General features: G+C 39.6%; 20 protein-coding genes and 2 riboswitches. Of the genes, 6 read left to right on the forward strand and 14 right to left on the reverse strand.

What is annotated here, in order from left to right; genetic code table 11:
* Positions 1-117 precede the first annotated feature (117 nt).
* Positions 118-1,458 (reverse strand): NAD(P)/FAD-dependent oxidoreductase, encoded by a 1,341-nt coding sequence (locus tag LMF32_RS05915; RefSeq protein WP_230524150.1) that lies wholly within the window; start codon positions 1,456-1,458, stop codon positions 118-120.
* 570 nt (positions 1,459-2,028) lie between these two features.
* Here LMF32_RS05915 and LMF32_RS05920 point away from each other — a divergent pair.
* Genes LMF32_RS05920 through LMF32_RS05935 form a run of 4 tightly spaced genes read left to right on the forward strand, consistent with a single transcriptional unit; the run spans position 2,029 to position 5,268 of the window.
* Positions 2,029-2,961, forward strand: a complete 933-nt coding sequence (locus LMF32_RS05920) for a cysteine synthase family protein (RefSeq protein ID WP_188204119.1) — start codon at positions 2,029-2,031, stop codon at positions 2,959-2,961.
* On the forward strand, positions 2,958-4,115 hold the full coding sequence (locus tag LMF32_RS05925; protein ID WP_230524151.1) for a cystathionine gamma-synthase: 1,158 nt from the start codon (positions 2,958-2,960) through the stop codon (positions 4,113-4,115). The genes LMF32_RS05920 and LMF32_RS05925 overlap by 4 nt, the downstream gene beginning before the upstream one ends.
* Positions 4,116-4,118: 3 nt before the next feature.
* Positions 4,119-4,772 (forward strand): class I SAM-dependent methyltransferase, encoded by a 654-nt coding sequence (locus LMF32_RS05930; protein ID WP_230524152.1) that lies wholly within the window; start codon positions 4,119-4,121, stop codon positions 4,770-4,772.
* Between the two features lie 16 nt (positions 4,773-4,788).
* The gene (locus LMF32_RS05935; protein ID WP_188204116.1) at positions 4,789-5,268 is read left to right on the forward strand and encodes an S-ribosylhomocysteine lyase; all 480 of its coding nucleotides are present in this window, start codon (positions 4,789-4,791) and stop codon (positions 5,266-5,268) included.
* A gap of 198 nt (positions 5,269-5,466) precedes the next feature.
* Here LMF32_RS05935 and dapD read toward each other — a convergent pair whose 3' ends face one another.
* Both dapD and dapF read right to left on the reverse strand, forming a co-directional pair.
* The gene (gene dapD / locus LMF32_RS05940; RefSeq protein WP_230524153.1) at positions 5,467-6,162 is read right to left on the reverse strand and encodes a 2,3,4,5-tetrahydropyridine-2,6-dicarboxylate N-acetyltransferase; all 696 of its coding nucleotides are present in this window, start codon (positions 6,160-6,162) and stop codon (positions 5,467-5,469) included.
* A 42-nt stretch (positions 6,163-6,204) separates the two neighbouring features.
* Positions 6,205-6,990, reverse strand: a complete 786-nt coding sequence (gene dapF, locus LMF32_RS05945; RefSeq protein WP_230524154.1) for a diaminopimelate epimerase — start codon at positions 6,988-6,990, stop codon at positions 6,205-6,207.
* Between the two features lie 83 nt (positions 6,991-7,073).
* A riboswitch (Lysine riboswitch) is annotated at positions 7,074-7,245 on the reverse strand.
* A 135-nt stretch (positions 7,246-7,380) separates the two neighbouring features.
* Here dapF and LMF32_RS05955 point away from each other — a divergent pair.
* Positions 7,381-8,535 (forward strand): pyridoxal phosphate-dependent aminotransferase, encoded by a 1,155-nt coding sequence (locus tag LMF32_RS05955; RefSeq protein WP_230524155.1) that lies wholly within the window; start codon positions 7,381-7,383, stop codon positions 8,533-8,535.
* Between the two features lie 366 nt (positions 8,536-8,901).
* Here the strand turns inward: LMF32_RS05955 and LMF32_RS05960 are convergent, their stop codons facing one another.
* The 6 genes from LMF32_RS05960 to opp3b all read right to left on the reverse strand — a co-directional run bounded on the left by LMF32_RS05960 (position 8,902) and on the right by opp3b (position 16,175).
* A complete protein-coding gene (locus tag LMF32_RS05960; RefSeq protein WP_230524156.1) occupies positions 8,902-9,636 on the reverse strand; it encodes an amino acid ABC transporter ATP-binding protein in 735 nt (244 codons plus the stop codon).
* Between the two features lie 12 nt (positions 9,637-9,648).
* The gene (locus LMF32_RS05965; RefSeq protein ID WP_230525087.1) at positions 9,649-11,226 is read right to left on the reverse strand and encodes an ABC transporter permease subunit; all 1,578 of its coding nucleotides are present in this window, start codon (positions 11,224-11,226) and stop codon (positions 9,649-9,651) included.
* Positions 11,227-11,371: 145 nt separating this feature from the next.
* Positions 11,372-11,543, reverse strand: a riboswitch (Lysine riboswitch).
* A 531-nt stretch (positions 11,544-12,074) separates the two neighbouring features.
* Complete coding sequence (locus tag LMF32_RS05970) at positions 12,075-13,019, reverse strand: ATP-binding cassette domain-containing protein (RefSeq protein WP_092480362.1); 945 nt, start codon at positions 13,017-13,019, stop codon at positions 12,075-12,077.
* Complete coding sequence (locus LMF32_RS05975; RefSeq protein WP_230524157.1) at positions 13,003-14,169, reverse strand: ABC transporter ATP-binding protein; 1,167 nt, start codon at positions 14,167-14,169, stop codon at positions 13,003-13,005. The genes LMF32_RS05970 and LMF32_RS05975 overlap by 17 nt, the downstream gene beginning before the upstream one ends.
* 11 nt (positions 14,170-14,180) lie before the next feature.
* Complete coding sequence (gene opp3C, locus LMF32_RS05980; protein ID WP_230524158.1) at positions 14,181-15,230, reverse strand: oligopeptide ABC transporter permease; 1,050 nt, start codon at positions 15,228-15,230, stop codon at positions 14,181-14,183.
* Between the two features lie 3 nt (positions 15,231-15,233).
* Complete coding sequence (gene opp3b / locus LMF32_RS05985; RefSeq protein ID WP_230524159.1) at positions 15,234-16,175, reverse strand: oligopeptide ABC transporter permease; 942 nt, start codon at positions 16,173-16,175, stop codon at positions 15,234-15,236.
* A 153-nt stretch (positions 16,176-16,328) separates the two neighbouring features.
* Here opp3b and LMF32_RS05990 point away from each other — a divergent pair, with 153 nt between their 5' ends.
* Positions 16,329-16,700, forward strand: a complete 372-nt coding sequence (locus LMF32_RS05990; protein WP_230524160.1) for a DUF3899 domain-containing protein — start codon at positions 16,329-16,331, stop codon at positions 16,698-16,700.
* Between the two features lie 98 nt (positions 16,701-16,798).
* Here the strand turns inward: LMF32_RS05990 and LMF32_RS05995 are convergent, their stop codons facing one another.
* The 5 genes from LMF32_RS05995 to LMF32_RS06015 all read right to left on the reverse strand — a co-directional run bounded on the left by LMF32_RS05995 (position 16,799) and on the right by LMF32_RS06015 (position 24,158).
* Positions 16,799-18,445: a peptide ABC transporter substrate-binding protein gene (locus LMF32_RS05995; RefSeq protein WP_230524161.1), complete on the reverse strand. Its 1,647-nt coding sequence runs from the start codon at positions 18,443-18,445 to the stop codon at positions 16,799-16,801.
* A gap of 314 nt (positions 18,446-18,759) precedes the next feature.
* Positions 18,760-19,983: an FAD-dependent oxidoreductase gene (locus LMF32_RS06000; protein ID WP_230524162.1), complete on the reverse strand. Its 1,224-nt coding sequence runs from the start codon at positions 19,981-19,983 to the stop codon at positions 18,760-18,762.
* Between the two features lie 21 nt (positions 19,984-20,004).
* Positions 20,005-20,805 carry an SDR family oxidoreductase gene (locus tag LMF32_RS06005; protein ID WP_230524163.1) on the reverse strand — a complete coding sequence of 267 codons (801 nt, stop codon included), beginning with the start codon at positions 20,803-20,805 and terminating at the stop codon, positions 20,005-20,007.
* Positions 20,806-21,680: 875 nt separating this feature from the next.
* Positions 21,681-22,496: an endonuclease/exonuclease/phosphatase family protein gene (locus LMF32_RS06010; protein WP_230524164.1), complete on the reverse strand. Its 816-nt coding sequence runs from the start codon at positions 22,494-22,496 to the stop codon at positions 21,681-21,683.
* A gap of 3 nt (positions 22,497-22,499) precedes the next feature.
* Positions 22,500-24,158: a PTS transporter subunit IIBC gene (locus LMF32_RS06015; protein WP_230524165.1), complete on the reverse strand. Its 1,659-nt coding sequence runs from the start codon at positions 24,156-24,158 to the stop codon at positions 22,500-22,502.
* Positions 24,159-24,223: the final 65 nt, after the last annotated feature.

Here is a 24,223-nt window from a genome sequence, read left to right on the forward strand (position 1 = left end):
CTCTCCTCTAATAAGGTAACCTAATTTCAAACCATTATTAACTATACCTTTTTATTGCAAAATTGTAAATTATTGGTCTTGATTTATCATGTAAAAATCAGAATTCTTTTACCAACCTCAAGAATAAAAATAAGACAAATCGCTGGCAATAGTTGGATAAGCAAAAATGTGTTTAGAGACTGCTGCAGCGGTAACTTTTTGCTCGATCAGCTGGCTGAAATAATTGATCAGTTCATCTGCTTCATTGTTCAAACAAGTGGCGCCTACTAATAAACCAGTTTTCTTATCTGTAACGACTTTGATTTTTGAGATAGCTTCGTTTAATCGTCTGTAACTGAACCACTTACTGGCGTCTATAGTAGACAGTTCGTAGTCATTTTCGTTATTCGCTGCTGTTTCTGGCGTTACGCCAACTTGGGCTAATTTGGGACCGGAAAAAACCATCGTAGGAATGCTTGGATAAGATATAGGTTTAGTATTTTGTCCAGTCAAATGTGACACTAAATAGTCCGCTTCAAAACTCGAAACAGGGGTCAATTTAGGTTGGGTTTTAGACAAGACATCTCCGATCGCAAAGATAGCTGGATTGCTTGTTTGGAGAGAATCATTAACAGTGATCCCTTTTTTATCCCACTCAACTCCGGCATTTTCAAGGGCTAATGCTTCCGTATTCGGTATCCGTCCTGTAGTGCAGAAAACCAAATCGCTGTCTAATTGAAAGTCCGAATCATCAGATAATGAATAACCATTCGAGGTCGCTTCGATCTTAGAAACTTCTATATTCAAATGGAAAGTCACCCCTTTAGCTTCTAATTGTTCCATTAAAAGGTCGACCAGTTCTCGGTCAAAGGCTTTAAGAGGACTATCATTGTGTTGGATCACATGTACTTTCGCACCTGCCGCATTAGCGATGGCCGCAAATTCAAAAGAGATATAACCACCGCCCACTAAGGTGATAGTATCAGGCATTTCTGGAAGAGACAAAAAGTCATTACTGTTTAGGAAATGCTTTTTCCCTTCAATATCCAGCAATGAGGGACGTGCACCAGTGGCAATGACAAAGTGCTCCGCTTTTAGTTTGTCTTCATTTACTTTTAAAGTTTGGCTATTGATAAATTCTGCCTTGCCAGTGAACGTTTCTACTCCAGACGATTCCAAGCTTTCTTTACTTTGTTTCGGCACAGGGGCAGTGAATGTTTTTTTAAAAGCCATGAGTTCTGTCCAATTCACATGAGGGACAGTTTCTAATCCTTTACCTTGTAGTTGCTGTGCACGATCTATAGCCTCAACGGCGGAAACCAAAACTTTTTTTGGATCACAACCTCGGTTTGGACAAGTTCCTCCCCATAGATCTTCCTCTATTATAGCAACTTTTTTACCCGCAGAGGCTAAACCAGAAGCTGCTGCCATACCACCTACGCCACTACCAATGACTACTATATCGAATTTTTTTTCCATTGTTAAAAACTCCTTTACCAAATGTTTTTTCCGCTAATTATCTGTATCCTCTTTGTAACACAGAAATTGTGACAATAAAAACGAAAGAGCTTGTAAAAGCTGTTTTATTCGGAAGGGTATGAGTAGGGAAATTAATAAATGTATAAAATCGGAAGAGATGCAACAATAAATTTACAACTTAGAAAAACAAAATTAAAAAAAATTTGACAGAAAAAAATTAGTTGTGTAAGATGATCTTAGTTAAAAAATACGTAAAAAAGAAAGGAGAGAATTCCATGCGCAAAATGAACTGTTGTTGTTTAGTATGTTGTTGTTGTTTAAATGAAAATAAACACTCATGCTTAACACCAGACTCATTTGCGTAATTCTCTCTTTTTATAGTGCTTTTCTATAAAGACAGATAACGGTTTCATACAATCTTTTTCTCCATAATTGGATTTAAAGGAATGAAACTAGTTTGTTCTGTTGAAAACACTTATAAAAACAAATGATGAATGCCAAAGTGTGCATGAGTAGAACGTTACTCATGTGCGCTTTTTTTGTACCTTAAATTAGAAAAGGAGTAAAAAAATGCCTGTTAAAACAATCATAGACTTGATTGGGAACACCCCGCTTGTCGAAATTGAAGGAATCAAAATTCCAAATGGCAACCGTATCCTAGCCAAACTGGAATCGTTCAATCCTGGCGGCAGTGTAAAAGATCGTTTAGGCTTCAAACTGCTGCAGGACGGGTTCGATAAAGGATGGATCAATAAAGATACCACGATCATCGAACCAACTGCCGGCAACACAGGTATTGGGTTGGCTCTGGCAGCACAAAATTTTGGCTTGCGGACGATTTTTACGGTTCCAGAAAAATTCAGTCTGGAAAAACAAATATTGATGGAGGCTTTGGGAGGAGAAATCGTGCATACACCTACTGAAAAAGGCATCACAGGAGCGATCGAAAAAGCTCGCGAACTGCAGCAAGCAATCTCCAATAGTTATATTCCATTGCAGTTTGAAAATCCGGCTAATCCTTTAACGTATTACGAAACACTCGGTCCGGAAATCAAACGGGACTTAGAAAATGAGAAGTTGACTTCATTTGTGGCAGGTGCAGGCAGTGGCGGGACGTTTACAGGGACAGCTGCTTATCTAAAAGAATGGGACAGCCGCATCCGAACGGCGATCGTTGAACCAGAAGGCTCGATCATTGCAGGAGGACCAGTTCACGGCCATGAAACGGAAGGTATTGGAATGGAATTTATGCCTGACTTTATGAAGAGAGAACAATTTGATGCTGTCTACACTATTTCGGATGAAGAAGCCTTTTTCTATGCCAGAGAATTAGCCGGAAAATCAGGTCTGTTGATAGGAAGCTCAAGTGGAGCAGCATTTGCAGCCAGTATGAAAGAAGCAGAAATGCTGCCACCAGGAAGTACGATCGTGACTATTTTTCCAGACAGCAGTGAACGTTATTTAAGTAAAAATATCTATCAAAAGGAGAATCAGACAAAATGAATTTAAAAACAGCTCTTATCCATGGCGGGGTCAGTCGAGACAAAGCAACAGGTGCAGTGAATGTGCCGATTTATCAAACATCAACGTACAAACAAGAAAAAGTAGGGGTGCATAAAGGATTTGAATATTCACGAACGGGCAACCCGACTCGCTTTGCAGTCGAAGAATTGATCAAAGATATTGAAGGTGGAGTCAAAGGCTTTGCTTTCGCCTCTGGTTCAGCAGGAACGCATACTATTTTCTCGTTATTTTCACAAGGGGATCATATCATAGTAGGTGACGATGTGTACGGTGGAACTTATCGTCTGATCAATTCTGTATTGAAAAGATTGGGGTTGACCTTTACGGTAGTAGATATGAGTGATTTAACGACTATCGAACCAGCTATTCTTCCAGAAACAAAAGCCGTTTTCTTAGAATCGCCTACTAATCCATTATTGAAAATCACTGATATTCAAGCAGTGGCTGAAATCGCTAAAAAACACGATTTGATAACGATTGTAGACAATACATTTGCTACACCTTATCATCAACGTCCATTGACATTAGGTGCGGATATTGTCTTACACAGCGCATCTAAATATCTAGGTGGGCACAGTGACATCGTGGCTGGTCTAGTAACTACAAGTGACTCACAAATAGCGGAACAAATTGGTTTTCTGCAAAATGCGATCGGCGGTATTTTAGGACCACAAGATAGCTGGATTTTACAACGCGGGATTAAAACATTAGGTATTCGGATGGATGCTCATGAAAAAAATGCTGCAGCTATCGTAGAGTACTTAGACAATCATGCGGCTATCGAAAAAGTTTACTATCCTGGATTAGAAAGCCATGTCGGACATGAGATCGCGAAGAAACAAACAAGCGGATTTGGCGGAATGGTCTCATTCGAATTGAAAGAAGGACTATCTGCTAAAGCATTTGTAGAGAAGCTGGAATTGCTCACTTTAGCGGAAAGCTTGGGAGCAGTCGAAAGTCTGATCGAGATTCCAGCCTTAATGACTCACGGTTCCATTCCTAAAGAAGACCGCGAAAAATCAGGTATCAAAGATGAATTGGTCAGATTCTCAGTAGGCTTGGAAGATGCTGAAGATTTGATCGCAGATTTAGAGCAGGCTTTAACACATGTTTCATCATCTATGGAGGGATAATGAATGGGAAGAGAGTTTCTGGATATTTTCACAGATTGGGCAACGGATTACGATGATTTTGTAACTGGAGAAGACGAAGAGTATAAGGAAGTTTTTTCAGGGTACGACTTGATTTTGCAAGAACTGGTCAAACGAAGTGGCGAATTTGTTCTGGAGCTGGGGGTCGGGACTGGAAATTTAACGCGAAAACTGTTGGCGGCGGGGAAAAGAGTTTATCCCATTGAGCCTTCTGGAGAAATGCGGCAACTAGCAGATGCTAAACTGTTGGGAACTGTCGATATCATCGATGGGGATATGCAAAATTTTCCGTTACCACCGTACAAAATAAACACTATTTTGAGTTCATATGTGTTTCATCATTTGAATGCCGGCGAAAAAGCAGAAGTTCTGTACCAATATTATGACCTTCTGGAAGATGGAGGAAGCGTAGTTTTTGCGGACACCATGTTTATAGATCAAGATTCTTATGACCAAAAAACAGCTGAAGCTGCTCACAACCAATTTTATGGTCTAGCTGAAGATTTAAAACGAGAATATTATCCATTGATACCTGATTTGTATCATTCTTTCAAAGATGCTGGTTTCAGGGTTTCCTTTACGCAAATGAACCCGTATGTTTGGATCGTAGAAGGCAAGAAAGAAAGCAAATTGAATTAGAAAAGGGGTTTTTAATATGTCAGAAAAAATGAATGTTGAAAGTTTTAACTTGGACCACACAAAAGTCCGTGCACCATATGTACGTTTAGCGAGTGAAAAAACAGGATTGAATGGGGACCGTATATTAAAATACGATGTGCGTATGGCACAACCCAATAAAGAGCACTTGGATATGATGTCTGTTCATTCTTTAGAACATTTGACGGCAGAATTGATCCGCAATCATGCAGATTATGTGGTTGATTTTGGACCGATGGGATGCCAAACAGGTTTTTATTTGACAGTTGTGAATCACGAAGACTATCAAGATATCTTGGAATTACTTGAAAAAACAATGAAAGATGTATTGGTAGCTGTAGAAGTTCCAGCCAGCAACGAAAAACAATGTGGCTGGGCAGCTCACCACACTTTAGCGGGAGCACAACAAATTGCTCGTGACTTCTTAGCTAAGCGCAATGAATGGCATTTAGTGTTTGAACATGCAGAAGCAGAATAGGTAGGTTCACTTAGTAGGAGATTGCGCTTCAAATGGCTCTAATCAATTAGAAAATGAAGAGCGAGGAAATGGTGTAATATACCAGTTCCTCGCTCTTTTACGTTCCCTTTTGCATTCATTATTTGGAAAAAGGGAGCGCAAATGGACTTTCGACACTTTAGAAGCAGCGTATCTTTTGGGACGGGCCATTTCTTGCTTTTACAACTCGCGCAAAGCAGCAATCAATTCAGTATTGCTGGCGGTTTTTTCATCTTTTGCTTTTAAAACACGCGCTGGAATACCGCCAACCACCACATTTTCTGGAACATTTTCGATCACCACTGCTCCAGCAGCGACAACACTTCCTTTACCGATTCGAACGCCCTCAATAACAACAGCATTAGCGCCAATCAAAACGTCGTCTTCGACTACTACAGGAGTGGCTGAAGCGGGTTCAACTACGCCAGCTAAAACAGCACCAGCACCGATATGGCAATTTTTACCAACAATAGCTCGACCGCCAAGAACAGCTCCCATATCGATCATGCTTTTTTCACCGATGACAGCACCAATATTGATGACCGCTCCCATCATGATCACAGCATGATCGTGGATTTCCACTTGGTCTCGGATGATAGCTCCGGGTTCTATGCGGGCATTTATGTCGGTAGCGTCAAGAAGAGGAACAGCGCTGTTTCTACGATCGTATTCCAATTCTACATCACTGATGTATTCTTTATTTAGTTCAAGAATGACCTTCAAATCTTCATAATCTCCGAAAACAACTTTAGAGAGTCCTTCTCCAAATACTTTACAGTTCGGGAAATCAATAGACTCGGTCAGGTTGATATGAGCTTTTACCGGTGTCTGTTTTTTAGCTTGTTGGATAAATAGAATAATGTCTTGTGCGTTCATGGGAAATGTCCTCCTAGTGGGTTAAAGAATATTTTGCTAAAATTATTTCTTGTATTCAAATACAGCTGGACCGTTCATATAAACATCTTCTGTTCCAGAAATGGTCAATGCCCCTTGTTCTAAATGTACAGTCACCTTATCTTTTACGAGACCTGCGTCTCTGGCTACGACGAAGCTGGCACTGCATCCAGTCCCGCAAGCCAATGTCCAGCCGACACCGCGCTCAAAAGTCCGCACGATCAGTTCATCTTGATTCAACACCTGTACAAAATTAACATTGGTTTGCTGTGCAAATAAAGGGTGGTGACAAAGCTTTTCGCCTAAATCGGATTCCAGCATAGCCGGTGCATCTTCTACAAAAACAACCGTATGTACAGTTCCCATAAATAAACTAGTGAATGTAATCTCTTTCCCATCAATATAAATCGTTCGATTGACGTAAGAAGCATCATCCGCAGCTCCAAAAGCTTCATTTGAATAATCAGGCCGGCCAATATTGACTTCGCAATAGAAGGGCTCATGTTGGAGGATGTCTACGATCATTTCGCCCGCCAAGGTTTGGACAGCAAATTGGTTTTCTGCAGTCAATCCTTTGTCTAGAACGTATTTGGCAAAACAACGAATTCCGTTGCCGCACATCGGAGCTTGAGAGCCGTCACGATTGAACAGCAGCATCTCCAAAGGGTTTTGTTTGACGACGATAAGCCCATCTGTATCAAATTGTTCTGAACTGCATAAAACAGCAGCCTCTTCCGCATAATTCATTCCATCTTCAAAATCACGGATCACAAAAGTATTGCCGCAACCGTTGTATTTATAAGTCGACATACCAAAACCCCTTTTATATTTTTTTCCAAGCAACAAAAAAAGACCCATTGCTGGCGTCTTAAATGTATGCAATTGTTTTGCAGACATATAATAGCGCCTCTGCTGTTCCAGCAGGAGTGACATAGGTATTCCCCATATCCCCACGAAAAAAGATCCGCCAATCTTTATCGTTCGGCAATGGCTGCCTTTCGTACACCGTCACAGAATGCCTTCTTTGGTGTAGTACTCATCTACATTGCTACCTCTATTCAATTTTTAATTTACGTTTTTGATTTTTTATATCTTACCACTAAATGTTTTCTTTGTCTATTTGTCAAAAAAGAAAAATTAAAGATTGTTTTTTTTCTGCAAACTGGTACACTTTTTTTCATAAGAAAAAGGAGTGATCGAATGAAAGAACTGTTGAATAAAGACGTCCTTCAATTGCAAACAAGCGAAATACGGGCATTTAACCAATATGCAGTAGATAATCAGGCTTCACTGTTTCTAACTTTAGGAGAACCAGATTTTCCAACACCAGAATCTATAAAAGAAGCGGCAATCGATTCCTTAAATAGAAACCAAACACGCTATTCATCAGCTCAAGGAAGCCTTGAACTAAGAGAAGCCATTTGTGCATTTGAGAAAAAAACGAATCACGTAGATTATTCACCAGAGGAAGTCATGATCACAGTTGGTTCTACAGAAGCTATTTCAACGGCTTTAGCGACCCTATTGAATCCTGGAGAAGAAGTGATTATTTTACAACCCGCTTTTCCTTTATATCGGCAATTGATTCAAATGAATAGAGGAGTATGCGTCTCAATCGATACTTCTGAGAACCAATTTCAACTGTCAAAAGAAATGCTGGAAGCAGCGATCACTCCTAAGACTAAAGCTATTATCATCAATACTCCAAACAATCCTACAGGAACGATGCTGGATGCTTCTTCACTAAAAGTGATTTATGAAGCTGTGAAGAAACATGAGCTTTTTGTGATCAGCGATGAAGTGTACAATCAATTAGTGTTTACTGAGTTACCTAGTCCATTATCGCAATATACGGATATCAAAAAATATATCATCACGTGTCAAAGTTTCTCGAAACCATACGCTATGACTGGTTGGCGTATCGGATACTTAATAGCGGATCAGGAATTTATTGAAGAAGCCCTCAAAATTCACCAATATGTGCTTTCATGCGTCAACACCTTCATTCAAGATGCCGCTATAGCTGCACTGGATTACGATGTGAAAGAGATGCTGGATTCTTACCGCTTACGGAGAGATTATGTTTATGACCGTTTGAGAGCTATGGGCGTGGACGTGGAATTGCCAGACGGTACTTTTTACATACTGCCATCGATCAAAAAATATGGGATGACTTCCTATGAATTTTGTAAACAATTAGTTCTTGATCAAGGAGTAGCTTTGATTCCAGGCAGCTATTTTGAAGCAGATGATTATGTACGAATCAGTTTTTGTGTCGACAGGAACGTTTTAGAAGAAGCGATGGACAGATTGGAGCTTTTCCTTTCTCGTTTACCTAAAGCAGAAGAGCAGTAAGGTATGCTCAAATGGTTTGCGTTCCTTTATTAGCGGAAACAGCAGAAAAACGGTACGCAAAAATCATTTGCGTACCGTTTTCTCGGTAAAAAGAGAAATAAAGGAACGAAAGCAACATTTGCGTTCCTAAAAGGCATCAAAATCCTCAAAAAGGGGACGGAAAGCGTTCTCGCAGATTCCGCAATACCTAAACCAGCAAATAAAAGAAGAGTCCCATACAGACAGAGCATAGAATGCTTACTGTATGGGACTCTTCTATGGGTTAAACGATAAAATTTCAAGACCATCAGATTATCGGCAAGAGCTCCTTGAACCTCGTCGTTTAAAACTTACGTTAAAAAAACAATATTAAATGCAATGCTAAAGCTAGTTCAATACTCGAGACAGAAAGGCTTTCGTACGTTCTTCTTTAGGATGGTTGAAGATTTCTTCAGGAGTTCCAGCTTCAGCGATGACGCCTTTATCCATGAAGATCACGCGGTCGGAAACTTCTTTTGCAAAACCCATTTCATGCGTGACGATGACCATCGTCAAACCTGTTTCTGCTAAGTGTTTCATAGTTTTCAAAACTTCTCCGACGATTTCTGGATCCAAAGCAGAAGTCGGCTCATCAAACAGCATAACGTCTGGATTCATAGACAGAGCCCGTGCAATAGCTACACGCTGTTTTTGTCCCCCAGAAAGTTGATCCGGTTTAGCATTGACGTATCTTTCCATATCAACTAGTTGCAGGTTTTCTTGAGCAATTTTTTCTGCTTCCTCACGATCTCTTTTCAATACAGTTACTTGTCCAGTGACACAGTTCTCCAAAACGTTCATGTTATTGAACAAGTTGAAAGATTGGAATACCATGCCTAGATTTTTACGGTATTTTGGCAAACTGTATCCTTTTTTCAGAACATTTTCACCTTTATAAATGATTTCTCCGCTGGTTGGTTTTTCTAATAAATTTATGCAGCGAAGCAGTGTAGATTTTCCTGACCCGGAAGAGCCGATAATAGTAACAACTTCCCCTTTAGTAACGGAAAGGCTGATATCTTTCAAGACTTCGTTTTTTCCAAAATTCTTTTTTAAATGATTAATTTCGATAGTTGCTGACACGAGAAGACCTCCTTATTCCTCAGGATTTAATTCATCAAGCATGGCATATTCACTTGGACCATCAATTTTTCGTTCGACCAGACGCAAGAGCTGAGTTGCTGAAATTGTTAAGACAAGATAGATAACACCAACGATCGTAAAGGTCTGGAAGTATTGGTAGTTAGTACCCGCAGCGGTTGTTCCTTGGAAGAACAAGTCAGCAACACTAATAACACTCAGAACAGCCGTGTCTTTAATATTGATAATGATCTCATTACCCGTTGCCGGCAGGATATTCCGCATTACTTGGGGAAGGACAACCTTGATCATTGTTTGGCCATGTGTCATTCCAATGGCTTGAGCAGCTTCAGTTTGACCTTTGTCAACAGCGAAGATACCCCCTCTGACGATTTCAGACATATACGCTCCAGTATTGATCGACACAATCAACAACGCTGCAACTGTCCGGTTCATAGAGACACCAAAGGCTAATGCCGTTCCATAATAAATGACCATTGCTTGCACGATCATGGGAGTTCCACGAAAGACTTCAATATAGATAGTCAAAAGTCCATGAACAATTTTTTGGAGGAAACGGCTAAATGGATTTTCAGCAGAGGGCAGTGAACGGAAAATACCAATGAGCAATCCAATCAGCAACCCAACAATAGTTGAAAATACAGCGATAAAAAGAGTCAGACCTGTTCCACGAAGAAAGAGGATACCATATTCATCTAAAATGTTTCTAAAATCACTAAGCAACCCTTCATCTGAATCAGATTCTGCAGTTTCGCCATCAGGTACTTCTTCTACTGCAGCAGGTTGCTCTTTAATGGCAGTGTCCATTAATTCTGTACGTTCATCTTCGGAAATGGTTGCGATGATTTCATTGATTCGTTCAAGATCTGGATCTCCTTGACGCATTCCAATAGCCACTTGCACGTCTTCGGGATTGGTTTGGAATCCTTCTCCCTCATCAAATTCCACCATGGTTAAGTCTGGATTAGCACCAGTAGCTGTTATCCCTTCAGGACGTTCGCTAACGTAACCGTCAATGACACCTGAAGCAAGGGAAGTACGCATGGCCGAAAAATCTTTCATGGCTTGTTCTTTTTGTACATCGGGTATTTGATCAATAACAGTGTAATGAAACGTACTCTGTTGGGCAGTGATTTTTGCGTTAGAAAGATCAGACAGGTTGCGTGCATCGGCAAATGGACTGTCTTTTCGAGTGACTACCACTAAATCTGACTCATAATAGGCATCGGTAAAGTCGATTTGCTCACGGCGTTCTTCAGTTGGAGACATTCCGGCAATAACGGCATCAATCGTTCCAGACTGCAACGCAGGAACCAGGCCATCCCATTGGACTTTGACAATGACTAATTCTTTGCCTAATCCGTCTGCGATTTTTTTCGCGATCTGAACGTCATATCCACCAGCATAAGCAGACCCTTCCTCTCCAAAAATAGGAATAGCACCGTTATCTGGAGATGTCTGTGTCCAATTAAAAGGTGCATAACTGGCTTCTAAACCAACCCGAAATTCATTATCTGGACTTTGTTCTTGTGCTTTCACCGTTAGAGGTTGTGCTAAAGAGACAAAGCAAATGACACTTAGTAGTAAAAGTAAAATATTTTTTTTCAAATGACTCATTCCTTTCACGAGGTCTGAACAAATGATAGAAAAAAAGGTACAAAAAAAGCCATCGTCCATGATTGGAAAATGGCTGAAGACTTTACGTCGGCAAACCTTTTACAAGCATAGCGCAACTCAGCAATAGCTGAGACAGTTTACAAATTGTTCATTTGCAACCCAACAAAATGTTCAAGCAAGAATCATTTTGTTTCGGCGATGTCCCCTAGCTCTGCTTCACAGTGTTGCCTCACTCAGCAGGATTAATGAACCTCGCGACCTCTATCAAAATATTAAGGATACTCGTATTTAATTGGTGATCTTTATAAGATTTTAGAAGAAAACTATGCAGTTGTCAATTTTTTATTGTAAAATTTTCCATCTTGTAGTTATTAAGTAAAGACGAGACTGTTTATTTACGCGTCTTTATAAAAACTATTTTAGTTTTAAGGAATTCAATAAACTCTTTAAATGCGACAAAAATTCACCGTTCAAAGCCAACAAGGAAGTGGCGAAGACAGTATGTCACAGCTTCACGAATCGATCGTAACTTATTAACATCAAATAGTATACAATCTGGTTTTTATGCAAATACTAGAACTGAAAAGAGTTGACTAAATACATTTATTTTTAATTCTAAATTCATGAGAAACATACGTCTAAAAATTTCAGGAGAAACATGGGAGTGCTTGTAGCCTTAGGACATGATCTTTGGCTCGAGGTGGTCCCATGGCTGTCTATAATTCCCCTATAAGTCGGAAGAAATTTTGTTAGAAATTAAAGAAAACAAAAAATCCCCTGCCGAATAGCAGGGGATAGAATAATTAGTATTTAGCTAATTTTTCTTGAAGACCTGGTACATCTGATTCACGACAGTACACAAAATGTCCTGGTGCGATTTCTCTCAGCTTTTCTTCTTCGCCATTTGAAGGACGAGGAGTGTAAGCAAAGCGAGTACGATTGCGTTCGTAATCTGGATCAGGCAATGGAATAGCTGAAAGCAGACTTTCTGTATATGGATGCAATGGTTTGTTGTATACGTCATCAGCAGGTGCTAATTCAACGATTTTACCAAAGTACATTACACCGATACGGTCACTAATGTATTTCACCATAGACAAGTCATGTGCAATAAACAAGAACGTTAATTTTTGTTTTTTCTGCAATTCCATCAACAAGTTGACTACTTGCGCTTGGATAGACACATCAAGAGCAGAAATCGGCTCATCCGCAATGATCATTTTAGGATCCACTGCTAAAGCACGAGCGATTCCGATACGTTGACGTTGTCCACCTGAAAATTCATGCGGGTAACGAGAAGAGTGGTCTTTGTTTAATCCAACTAATTCCAGCAATTCTTCTACACGAGCAGTAACTTCTTCTTCGCTGTTGGCTAATTTATGAATCTCAATTCCTTCAGCAATGATATCTCTTACTTTCATACGAGGATTCAAAGAAGCATAAGGGTCTTGGAAAATCATTTGCATGTTTTTACGAAAGTCTAATTGATCTTTTCTTCCGTGTAAAGAATGAACTTTAGTACCATCAAAGTAAATTTCACCGTCAGTTGGGTCGTACAAACGAATGATCGTACGTCCAGTTGTCGTTTTCCCACAACCAGATTCCCCTACAAGCCCGAAAGTTTCACCTTCATAAATATCGAAAGAAACATCGTCAATGGCTTTGACTTCATTTTTAGAACCAACGTTAAAGTACTGTTTTAAGTTTTTTACTTCTAAAAGTTTTTTACGATTAGTATCTTGGCTCATTTACTTCTCCTCTCGAATCACGTTCAGTTGTGATTTCATCAACTGAAAGATTGCCTTGTTCTTGATCGATCTCAACATCTTGACCGCTCAGTTTTGTCAGGTCGCTTGACGGAGCAAGGTCCACTTGCTTAGCACGGAAGCCGTTTTGACGGGCTACGATACCAGCTGGAGGAGTAACTTTTGGAGCATCCGGATGTAATAACCAAGTTGCTGCAAAATGAGTGTCAGATAATTTGAATAAAGGCGGTTCGTACATTGTATCTACTTTCAACGCATACTCGCTACGAGGAGCAAATGCATCACCCTTAGGAGGATTCAACAAGTCTGGAGGTGTTCCAGGAATAGCGTACAAATAACCACTTGTTTCTAAAGTAGGCATAGAACTTAATAGTCCCCAAGTGTAAGGGTGTTGTGGATTGTAGAAAATCTCGTCAACCGTTCCCACTTCCACAAATTTACCAGCGTACATAACAGCTACACGGTCTGCAACGTTTGCTACAACACCTAAATCATGAGTGATAAAGATGATAGACGTTTTGATTTTTTGTTGCAATTCTTTCATTAATTCTAAGATTTGAGCTTGAATGGTTACATCAAGAGCAGTAGTTGGTTCATCAGCAATCAAAATATCAGGGTTGCAACCTAATGCAATCGCAATAACGATACGTTGACGTTGGCCACCTGAAAATTGATGAGGGTATTGCTTCATTCTTTTTTCAGGGTTTGGAATACCAACCAAACGCAATAATTCTTCCGCTTTTTTGTAAGCTTCGTCTTTAGATACGTTTTGATGTTTCAAAATAGGCTCAGCAATTTGTTTACCAATTTTTTGAGTAGGATTCAAAGAAGTCATTGGATCTTGGAAGATCATAGCAATCTCTGAACCACGAATTTTTTGCATTTCTTTTTCAGATTTTTTGACAAGGTCTTCACCTTTGAAGAGAATTTCACCACTGTCAACATTAGCATTGTTAGCTAACAAGCGCATAATGCTTCGACTGGTAACCGATTTTCCGGATCCGGATTCACCAACGATGGCTAGTGTTTCGCCAGGCTTCAAATCAAAATTTACTCCGCGAATGGCGTGGACTTGTCCTGCATACGTATCAAATGAAATGTGCAGATCTTTTACTTCTAATATATTTTCCATGAGGCTTCCTCCTAATCTCTCAGTTTTGGATCAAACGAATCTCGTAAACCATCTGCTAATAAGTTGAAACTGATCATAATGATACTCATAACAGCAGAAGGGTACCACATCAAGTGAGGTAAGAAACGGAATGTTTTGTATCCATCATTGATCAATGTACCTAATGAAGCTTCAGGAGCAGGAATACCGATACCGATAAAGCTTAAGAAAGCTTCAAAGAAAATAGCGGACGGAATTGAGAACATAACTTGAATAATAATAATACCCAATAAGTTAGGCATAATGTGTTTAAAGGCGATACTTAAAGAAGATTGTCCAAGTGTTTTAGCCGCTAAGACATATTCTTGGTTTTTCAATTTAAGGGTTTGTGCCCGAACAATACGAGCCATTGAGATCCATTCAGTCAAAGCTAAGGCAATGATAATAGATTTGATACCAGGATCAAACACTAATAACATTAAGATAACAATAACCAAGTTGGGTACCCCAGAAAGAACTTCCAGTATACGCTGCATCACAGTATCTACTCTTCCGCCAATCCAGCCGGATAATAGCCCGTAAGTTACTCCAATAACCAGATTCAATAAGGCAGCCACGAATGCAATAAACAGCGATACTCGTGTACCATATAGAATACGCGACAATAAGTCACGGCCTAGGCTGTCTGTTCCTAGATAGTAGGATACGTCACTATCAACGCCTTGTTGTTCATATTTATCTACGCGTGTTCCATTTTGATCAATTGTTCCGTTTAAACCATTAATATCCAAACCAGGGATTTTAGGCGGTAAATTCGCATGTTCAATAGTTTGAACATTTGGACTTTGAGGAGCAATTACTGGAGCAAAGAGACTCAATAAAGTAATGACAATTAAAAGAACCATACTGACCATAGCGACTTGGTTTTTCTTTAGTCGACGCCAAGAATCTTGCGTAAAACTTAGAGAAGGGGCAGTAATTTTTTCGTTATCTTGAACATCTAAACTATCTGCTTTTTTAAATAGATCTGGTGTCAATTCAGGTAGTGGTTGTTCAGAATGAAAGTTATTGTTGCTCACCATAAATTAATTACCTCCTTCTGTAGCTACTCTAATACGAGGGTCAATAATTCCGTAAAGAATATCCACTAATAGAATAACGGAAACCAATAACGCTGAATACAGCATAGTAACACCCATAATTGTTGGGTAGTCATTTGTTAAAATCGATTTAACAAATTGTTCTCCGATTCCAGGAATCGCAAAAATATTCTCAACAACCATAGAACCAGTCATTAAAGCTACGGCCATTGGTCCTAAAAGGGTAACCAGTGGAATCAAAGCATTACGGATTCCGTGTTTAAAAGCTACTTCCCACTTACTTAGACCTTTAGCTTTTGCCAATTCTACGTAATCACTGCTTAATACATCTACCATCTCGGTCCGCATAAATCGTGCCGAATCGGCTAGTGGGGAGATTGCTAATGCAATAGACGGTAAAACAGACGATGCAAAACCAGTCCATAAAGCGATAGGGAACCAACCTAACCAAACTCCAAAAATTAATTGCAGCAGTACTGCAAATACAAAGTTAGGAATGGAACGGCCGATAATCGCGGTTAATGTTGCTGTTGTATCGATCCAAGTTCCTTGTTTCATCGCGGAAACGACACCCAGTACAATCCCGAGAATCGTTCCGACGACTACCGCCTGAATACCAATCTGGGCAGAAGGGGCTATCCTTGAGCCTATCAATTCTGCAACAGGAGTATTATTGAATTGGAAAGAAGTTCCCAAGTCACCTGTAACAAGTCCAAATAAATAAATTCCATATTGCACGATAATTGGTTCATTCAAACCATATTTCTCATTCATAATAAAAATTTGTTCTTCACTTAACTTATCTTGGTTACTATAAGGAGTACCAGGTAAGAGCTTCATGAGAAAGAATGTTATCGAAGCAATCAGGAACAAAGTAAGAATCATATATAAAACGCGTTTTCCAAAGTACTTTGCATAATTCTTCATTGTAATCCAACCTCCGTAATAAAATTTGTTCATAGATGGTATTGTACCATATCAGTAGCGAAAAAAATAATCTAGAATTGTATAATTAAATTGTATTTAAATGAGTTTTTAGTTACATTAGAAATATTCATTCAAAGAAAGGATTCACATCTCATGAAATTCACTAAAAAAAATCTTTTGATTTCATTGGCTTTATTTATTGCAGTTGTGCTGTTTCAGTGGATCAAATATCAAACCATTCAATGGATTCCTTTATCCAACAGCCTGTTTTTGGTATCTTTGCCGCTATTGATCATCGGACTTTTCGGCTTAGTTTTATCTAAAGGGACATTTGATTTTTTTCACTACAGCATGAAAAAAGTAATAAAATTAAGAAAAAGAAAGCAAGAACCAGATGAATTAGAAGACAACTCTAGTCTAGATGCACTATCTAAATCAGTAGGAAAAAGTTATCAATCTATTCTTACGGTTGGACTCATTCTTCTGGCTCTCAGCATCCTATTCTTATGGAATTACTTGTTATAACCATAAAATAAAGCAATTATCAGTCACTCGAATTAACGGAGGCTGATGATTGCTTTATTTTGTTCCTTCATCAAAGATCGATTAAACGGTTAAAAAAATTATTTTTCAACAGATGCCCATTTGTAAGTGTATTGTGCTCCTACTAAATGTTCTGCAATACCTTTAACGTAATCTTTTTCTAAAACTGCGTTTGCACGTTGATAGATAGGTGCAATTGCGGCATCTTCAATCAAGATTTGTTCTGCTTGCAATAATAGGTTCCAACGAGCACTTAAGTCAGTTACTTCAGCACGAGCTTGTTGAATCAATGCATCGTATTCTGGGTTAGAGTAACCTAAAGTGTTGTTTCCGTTATCTGTTTCAAACAATTCTAAGAAGTTGATCGGGTCAGCGTAATCAGCACCCCAGCCAGCTACTTGGATATCGTAATCTCCAGAACTATCAGAAGCTAAACGAACTTTGAACGGTACGTTACGTAAGTTGATACTCAATCCAGGTAAGTTAGTCACTAATTCACTTTGGATAAACTCAGAAGAACGTTTTGAGTTGTCTGTATCATCAGATAATAATTCTAACTCAATAGAATCTACACCTAATTCATCCAGACCAGCTTGCCAGAATTCTTGAGCAGCAGCTACATCATAAGTTGACAAGTCGCCATTTTGTTCACGGAAGTCTTCGCCAGTTTCTGGGTCTGTAGCCAAGCCTTGAGGTACTAAAGCGTTAGCTGGGATAGAACCATCTTGCAATACAACTTCTGAGTAAGCTTCTTTATCAAATGCCATTGACAATGCTTTACGAATGTTTTCATTGTTTAATGGGCTTTCAGGGTCATTTTGGCTAAATTTCAAATAGAATACAGAAGATGTTGGCATAGTGTGGATTTCTGCATCACCAGCTCTTTGAGCTACGTATTCACCTTTTAGCAAGATACGGTCAGTAGCGTCAGTGTCGTATAAGTTCAAAGCTGTTGAAGTTTCTTTAATAACTTCAACATTGATTTGGTCTAGAGCAACTGTTGCTGCATCCCAGTAATCTGGATTTTTAGCGTATGTCCAAGATACTCCTGCTGCAGTCCAGTCTTCAAGTACGAAAGGACCATTGTAAACTAAAGCATCACTAGACAACGCATAATTTTCACCTTGTTCTTCTACAAAAGCTTGGTTTTGAGGGTAGAACATAGCTAAAGAAAGTAAATCTTTGAAATATGGTAGATTTGAATCTAATTGTATTTCTAATGTTTTATCATCCACAGCTGTAACACCTAACTCGTCAGCTGCGATATCTCCATTAATGATTTCTGAAGCGTTAGCGATAACACCGTCCATCATGTAAGAGTAAGAAGCTGCAGAAGCTGGGTCAACTAATTTTTTCCATGCATAAACAAAATCCTGAGCTGTTACTGGGTCTCCATTAGACCAGTTAGCATCTTCGCGAATTTTGAATGTGTATGTCAAACCATCTTCACTGATAGTTGGTTCTTCAGCTGCCATACCTAATTCTAAAGAGCCGTCTTCTTTTTGACGGTATAATCCTTCGTTAACATTTGTCAAAACAGTAAAAGCAACAGTATCTGTAGCTTGTGTTGAATCCATAGTAGGGATTTCAGCAGTTTCGACTAAGTTTAGTACTTGTTGGTCTGAAGAAGCAGTGTCTGAAGTTTCGCTTGAACCACCGCCACAGGCAGCTAATATAAAAGCAGTACTTAATGATAATAATAACGTAGCAGTTTTTTTATTTATCATTTATTATTTCCTCCATCAATTTTTTTTTTGATACTGTACTAGTATAAGTGCACTCATTATTAAAAACAAGTTTGAATTTAACAAAACCTCTCATTTTTAACGTTGTGTACAATGTTGCATATTCTGAATATTCAAAAAACGCTTTAAAATAAGGAGTTTCAAAAAAAAATGCTAAAGTTGAACGAAGTAAAAAAAATTAATTAGTGGACCTTTCTTATCGTAATTGTTACTCTAAAATGATGAACAAAAATAAAAAACACCCTCTTTCTGCTGCTAAGACAGCGGAAAAAGAGTGCTTCGTTTAAGAAGTGCTGCTATTTTTCGTGAATGGCTCCTTTTAATGCGGATGAATCAGCAGGAGGGTCGCTCAAAATAGTGCGGACATCATCTAAATCCGCTTCAACATTCCATAATAAAATACCGACTGGTTTATCGTCTTTCAGATAATAAACAACTTTCCCATCGTCTACTGTGTCGATCAGCGTGTCTAATTCAGGATCCAAGGTTCCGATAGCTTTCCATGAAATGTCAAATACAACAGAGTAAAAGTAGGGGGTATGAGTATAAGGCTCATTTGACCCAGCCATAGCTTTTCCAACAGATTGTCCTGAATGACGAGCGTGGTCTACGTGTTCGATACGGTTGCGTCCTAGAATTTGGTCAGGGTAAGCAACGATATCTCCAGCCGCGTAAATGTCAGGGTCATCCGTTCTGAGGAATTCATCTACCACAATTCCATCTTCTACATTCAACTCACTTTCTTTAGCTAAAGAAACGCGCGGAGAGGCGCCTAGACCAAATACGATGGCGTCACCATTTAATTCTGTTTCATCGTCAAGGGTCAAAACAAATTCGTCATCCTCTTTTCGGTAAGATTCAACGCGTTTTCCGCTCACCAGTTCAACGCCAGCCTTTTTGAAAGCTGCTTCGTATTCAGCAGCAATCTCTTCAGGGAATTGACTGGAACCTAATACTTCGTCAGGATAGACTAAGGTTACACGTGTATCGTTCTGTATCAAGCCAGCTGCTAATTCAGCGCCGATATAACCGCCACCAACGACTAAAATGTGTTGATGGTGACCTGAAAGAGAGCGTAGCTTACGGTAATCTTCCCAACTTCTGAAAAAGAGGACTTTATCTGATTCTGGGCCGTCAATCTTATTGGGTTCACTACCGGTTGCCAATAATAATTTTTGGTAGCCGATAACCGATCCGTCTGCTAGCTGGACTGTATGTCTGCCGCGATGAATTGCAGTAACCTCAGATTCTAATTGGATTTCAGCACCAGTTTCTTCCGTAGTATTCAAAGGAACTTGGTCGTCTGTAAAAGAGCTATCTGTCCATAATTTTTTGGTTAAAGCCGGACGTGTATAAGGAACATCTTTATCATTGGACAAGATTTTGATTGTCCCAGTACTATCCAGTTCTCGAATCCCTTTCGCGGCATAGCCAGCAACCATCCCGCCACCAATAATCAAATAATCATAAGCTTGATTTGCTTGCTGCATTTTTTGGATATCGCTTAATTCTTCTGCCATTTCTCTTCCTCCTTTTCCAAATTAAATCGTAGAGACTGAACCAGCATCAATCCTGTAATTAGAACCGTTCACGAAAGAAGCTTTGTCTGAACAAAGAAAAGCAATCACAGCTGCGACTTCTTCCGGTTGTCCACGACGTTTCAGTTCAATATTGGGTCTTTTTTCATCTAGAAATGATGCGATGGCTTCTTCTTTTTTAGACACGTTCAATTCTTCAGAACGTTGCTCCATCATAGCGTCTGTCATAGGTGTTTCAATAAAAGCTGGAGAGACAGCGTTGACTAAAAGCCCTTCTTTGGCATAAGTTTTGGACAAACCTTTAACTAAAGCCAAGATACCTGCTTTAGCACAGTCATAAGGAATTTCATCTAGATAGGCTTCTTTTGCATTCTCAGAAGAGATCATGATAAGTCTGCCCCAGCCACCAGTTCTTAGGTCAGGTAAAAATTCTTTAACCGTGCGTACAGCACCCATCAAATCAACATCTAACGTCTCTAGCCAGTCTGTTTCTTCAATTTCATGGAATAGCCCACTTGTACCTGAAATACCTGCTGAGTGCACTAAAATATCGATTTTACCCACATCTTGCTGGATTTGCTGATGCAATTTTGCTAATGACTCGCTTTTAGTCACATCAACAAGATAGTGATGTAGACGAGGATAGTCTTTTAAGCTTTCAGCAGCCTTGTTGAGTTGTTCTTGCTCAATTCCAGTGATGATGACTGCTGCTCCTTCTTCCAAGAGTGTTTTAGCTGTTGCTAAGCCAAGACCCGAATCACCACCAACCACTAAGGCTGTCTTTTCTTTTATCCCTAAATCCATTTGAAGAACCTCCTTTTATAAGTAGATAATTCATTTACGTTTTTTTTCTTTACTCTTAAAATGGTACACGTTCACCGAAATAGATTCAAATAATTGGCTTAAAAAAAGGGGCGAGGAACCATATGCTAAGAACTTTAGTTGATAGGTTCCATTCGAGATTACAAATTCAGGAGTAAAGGCTCCGATAAGGTTTCTCATGACCATTAGGGGTCACAAAACAAGGGTTAATCGCTCTGATAAGCGATCTCATGACCATTAAGAGACGCAAAACAAGGGTTAATCGCTCTGATAAGGTTTCTCAAGACCATTAGGGGTCGTAAAACAAGAGTTAATCGCTCTGATAAGCCCTCTCATGACCATTAGGGGTCGCAAAACAAGGGTTAATCGCTCTGATAAGCCCTCTCATGACCATTAGGAGTCGCAAATTAAGAGTTAATCGCTCTGATAAGCGATCTCATGACCATTAAGAGTCGCAAAACAATAGTTAATCGCTCTGATAAGCGATCTCAAGACCATTAAGGGTCACAAAACAAGAGTTAATCGCTCTGATAAGCCCACTCAAGACCATTAGGGGTCGTAAAACAAGAGTTAATCGCTCTGATAAGCCCTCTCAAGACCATTAGGGGTCGCAAAACAAGGGTTAATCGCTCTGATAAGCCCTCTCATGACCACTAGAAGCACAACGCCAAGAACATTAGCTCTGACAAATCAACGTTATGGCTACCTTAAATCTTAGAGGCATACATAAAACAGAAAACTGCCTCAAACTCGAGAATACTCGAATTTAGGGCAGTCCTTGTATTTATTTATCTAAGATAATAAATCCCAGCCATAAGTTTTCACAAAGGGATAAATGTGGAAACCTGTTTCAATTGTTACTCTTCAATCTCTAAAGCAATCCCAAAATGATCGGAAACAACTGGTTCATTTGTCCCGTTAAAAATCACTTGAGACGATAATGTTTTGACAGGTCGATTGGCAAAAATATAGTCGATTCGCAAACCACTTTGGTTGTCTGTCCAACCATCGATAGCTTCAGCAACCGTATAACCGGAGTCTTTGTGCTCCGCCAAGTGGTAGGTATCAAACCACGTTTGCGTGACCAATTCGTAACCTTCTTGCTTAAGATGGGCAGGATTGTTGAAATCACCTAGTAAAAAAATTGGTTCACTTAAGCTGTCAAAAATAGTAGTACATTTTTTCCATTGCGCCTGAAAAGGGTCGTGTGCATCCTGCCACCAGCCCAAATGCAAACTAAAGAACCATTGATTGGCTGATTTGATGCCAATCACTTTTCGACTTTTGTAATCATCGTAAGCTGTATTTTCTGAAGCAAAGAAAGAGCAGACGTCTTGAATAGGTTGCAAACTCAAAACAGCCACCCCTTCATCATAAATGTCATATCCGATATGAGAAGGCTCCCATGTCCAGTAGTAATCCAAACCTTTTTTCTGCAGCTTTTCTTGCAACAGAAAAGCAAAATTATATTCTTTGATAGGACGCTCCTTGTTGGCCTCTGCAAAAGTGCTCAATAAAGATGGGTCTACCAAGGGAGCAGCTATGAGCTGATTGACTTCTTGCAAGGCGATCACATCAAATGAGTGACGAAGGATCGCTTCGCATAAGTCGTCCAATTTGTCCAAAGGATTTTCTTCCATCCAACTATGCGTATTCAGTGTTAAAAATTTCAAACATTACACTCCTAAAGTATCGTTGATATCTGATTTTAAGACATCAGCTTTTGGTCCATAAACGGCTTGGATACCTGTTCCTTTTTTCACCAAACCTAAAGCGCCAAGTCTTTTCCAAGCGGCTTCATCTTTAACGACCTCAGGATCTTTAACCGTTACACGAAGACGTGTCATACAAGCATCTACATCTGAAATGTTGTCTTTTCCACCTAAAGCTTCGATAATTCCAGTAACTTGTGCATCAGCAGTGCCTGTTGCCGCGGGAGCTCCTTCAGTTGCAACTTCACCGTCAGCATTTCCTTCTTCGATATAGTTGCCCAAACGACCTGGAGTAGCGATTTTAAATTTGCCGATCATCCAGTAAGAAACAAAGTAAGCCAAGAAGAAGAAGACCACACAAGAGATGACAAAGTTGACGACATCCCAGACTAATCCGGCATTGATAGACATTGGGATACGAGTCAAGAATTCAAGGATACCGAACGAGTGGACCCGCAAGGCAATAATATCTGCCAGCGCAAATGAAACCCCTTGAAGAACAGCGTAAACACCATATAAAGCTGGTGCGGCAAACATAAACATAAATTCAAGCGGTTCAGTAACACCTGTTAAGAAAACAGCTAAACCAGCAGATAGAAACATAGATTTGTATTTCGGACGTTTTTCTTTATCCGTACGACGGTACATAGCAAATGCAATCCCCAGTAAAGTCCCAGCTGCACCAATCATTTGACCTACTTTGAAACGAGCAGGAGTAACAGTTGTCAATAATTCATTGTAAGCAGCTGTATCGCCAGCATTTTTTAAGTTAACTAAGTCGCTGACCCATGCCAACCATAGTGGATCTTGCCCAAATACTTGACTTCCTGCAGCAGCTCCAGTCAAGACAGTGTAAGTACCACCAAGAGCTGTGTAGTTCACTGGGATCGTTAACATATGATGCAATCCAAATGGCAACAACAGACGCTCCAATGTACCATAAATAAATGGCGCAAATACAGGCGCTGTTTCACTAGAAGTTGCGATCCATTGCCCGAAGTTGTTAATACCAGTTTGAACAACTGGCCAGACAAGTGCTAAACCGATAGAAACGATTACTGACCATAAAATAACCACAAATGGTACGAAACGTTTCCCATTAAAGAAAGAAAGGGCTTCCGGTAATTTGCGGTAGTTATAATACTTATTGAAAATAACGGCCCCTACAAATCCAGAAATAATTCCGACGAACACACCCATATTTAAAGCAGGTGAGCCTAAAACCGAAGTGAAGTAACCATCTACAGGGATTATTTGTCCAAATAGAGTAGTTGTTGTAGCGCCTTCAGTTACTAACATATCTGAAGTAACTCCGAAGACAGCGCCTGAAGTCATATTGATTAAGATGAAAGCTAAAAGAGCAGCGAATGCTCCACCGGCCCGTTCTTTAGCCCAAGAACCACCAATAGCCACTGCAAATAAGATATGTAGATTGCTGATAATAGCCCAACCTAAGTTTTCCATAACGCTTCCAATTGTCATTACAAGTGAAATATCGCCGCTGAACATAGCGATCATTTTTCCAATACTGATCATTAATCCGGCGGCAGGCATAACAGCCACAACGACCATTAACGCTTTACCTAGTTTTTGCCAAAAATCAAATGAAAATAATTGTTTCATTTTAAATCCTCCCTTAAACTATTCAATTTGCTTATGCAAACGATTGCTTTAAATATACGTTCTAA

This window comes from Desemzia sp. C1 (assembly GCF_020882875.1).
Classification (GTDB): Bacteria; Bacillota; Bacilli; order Lactobacillales; family Carnobacteriaceae; genus Desemzia; species Desemzia incerta.

Coding starts and splice junctions, on each gene's coding strand:
- LMF32_RS05915 (WP_230524150.1), bottom strand. CDS start 1,458: ATGGAAAAAAAATTCGATATAGTAGTCATTGGTAGTGGCGTAGGTGGT.
- LMF32_RS05920 (WP_188204119.1), top strand. CDS start 2,029: ATGCCTGTTAAAACAATCATAGACTTGATTGGGAACACCCCGCTTGTC.
- LMF32_RS05925 (WP_230524151.1), top strand. CDS start 2,958: ATGAATTTAAAAACAGCTCTTATCCATGGCGGGGTCAGTCGAGACAAA.
- LMF32_RS05930 (WP_230524152.1), top strand. CDS start 4,119: ATGGGAAGAGAGTTTCTGGATATTTTCACAGATTGGGCAACGGATTAC.
- LMF32_RS05935 (WP_188204116.1), top strand. CDS start 4,789: ATGTCAGAAAAAATGAATGTTGAAAGTTTTAACTTGGACCACACAAAA.
- dapD (WP_230524153.1), bottom strand. CDS start 6,162: ATGAACGCACAAGACATTATTCTATTTATCCAACAAGCTAAAAAACAG.
- dapF (WP_230524154.1), bottom strand. CDS start 6,990: ATGTCGACTTATAAATACAACGGTTGCGGCAATACTTTTGTGATCCGT.
- LMF32_RS05955 (WP_230524155.1), top strand. CDS start 7,381: ATGAAAGAACTGTTGAATAAAGACGTCCTTCAATTGCAAACAAGCGAA.
- LMF32_RS05970 (WP_092480362.1), bottom strand. CDS start 13,019: ATGAGCCAAGATACTAATCGTAAAAAACTTTTAGAAGTAAAAAACTTA.
- LMF32_RS05975 (WP_230524157.1), bottom strand. CDS start 14,169: ATGGAAAATATATTAGAAGTAAAAGATCTGCACATTTCATTTGATACG.
- opp3C (WP_230524158.1), bottom strand. CDS start 15,230: ATGGTGAGCAACAATAACTTTCATTCTGAACAACCACTACCTGAATTG.
- opp3b (WP_230524159.1), bottom strand. CDS start 16,175: ATGAAGAATTATGCAAAGTACTTTGGAAAACGCGTTTTATATATGATT.
- LMF32_RS05990 (WP_230524160.1), top strand. CDS start 16,329: ATGAAATTCACTAAAAAAAATCTTTTGATTTCATTGGCTTTATTTATT.
- LMF32_RS05995 (WP_230524161.1), bottom strand. CDS start 18,445: ATGATAAATAAAAAAACTGCTACGTTATTATTATCATTAAGTACTGCT.
- LMF32_RS06000 (WP_230524162.1), bottom strand. CDS start 19,983: ATGGCAGAAGAATTAAGCGATATCCAAAAAATGCAGCAAGCAAATCAA.
- LMF32_RS06005 (WP_230524163.1), bottom strand. CDS start 20,805: ATGGATTTAGGGATAAAAGAAAAGACAGCCTTAGTGGTTGGTGGTGAT.
- LMF32_RS06015 (WP_230524165.1), bottom strand. CDS start 24,158: ATGAAACAATTATTTTCATTTGATTTTTGGCAAAAACTAGGTAAAGCG.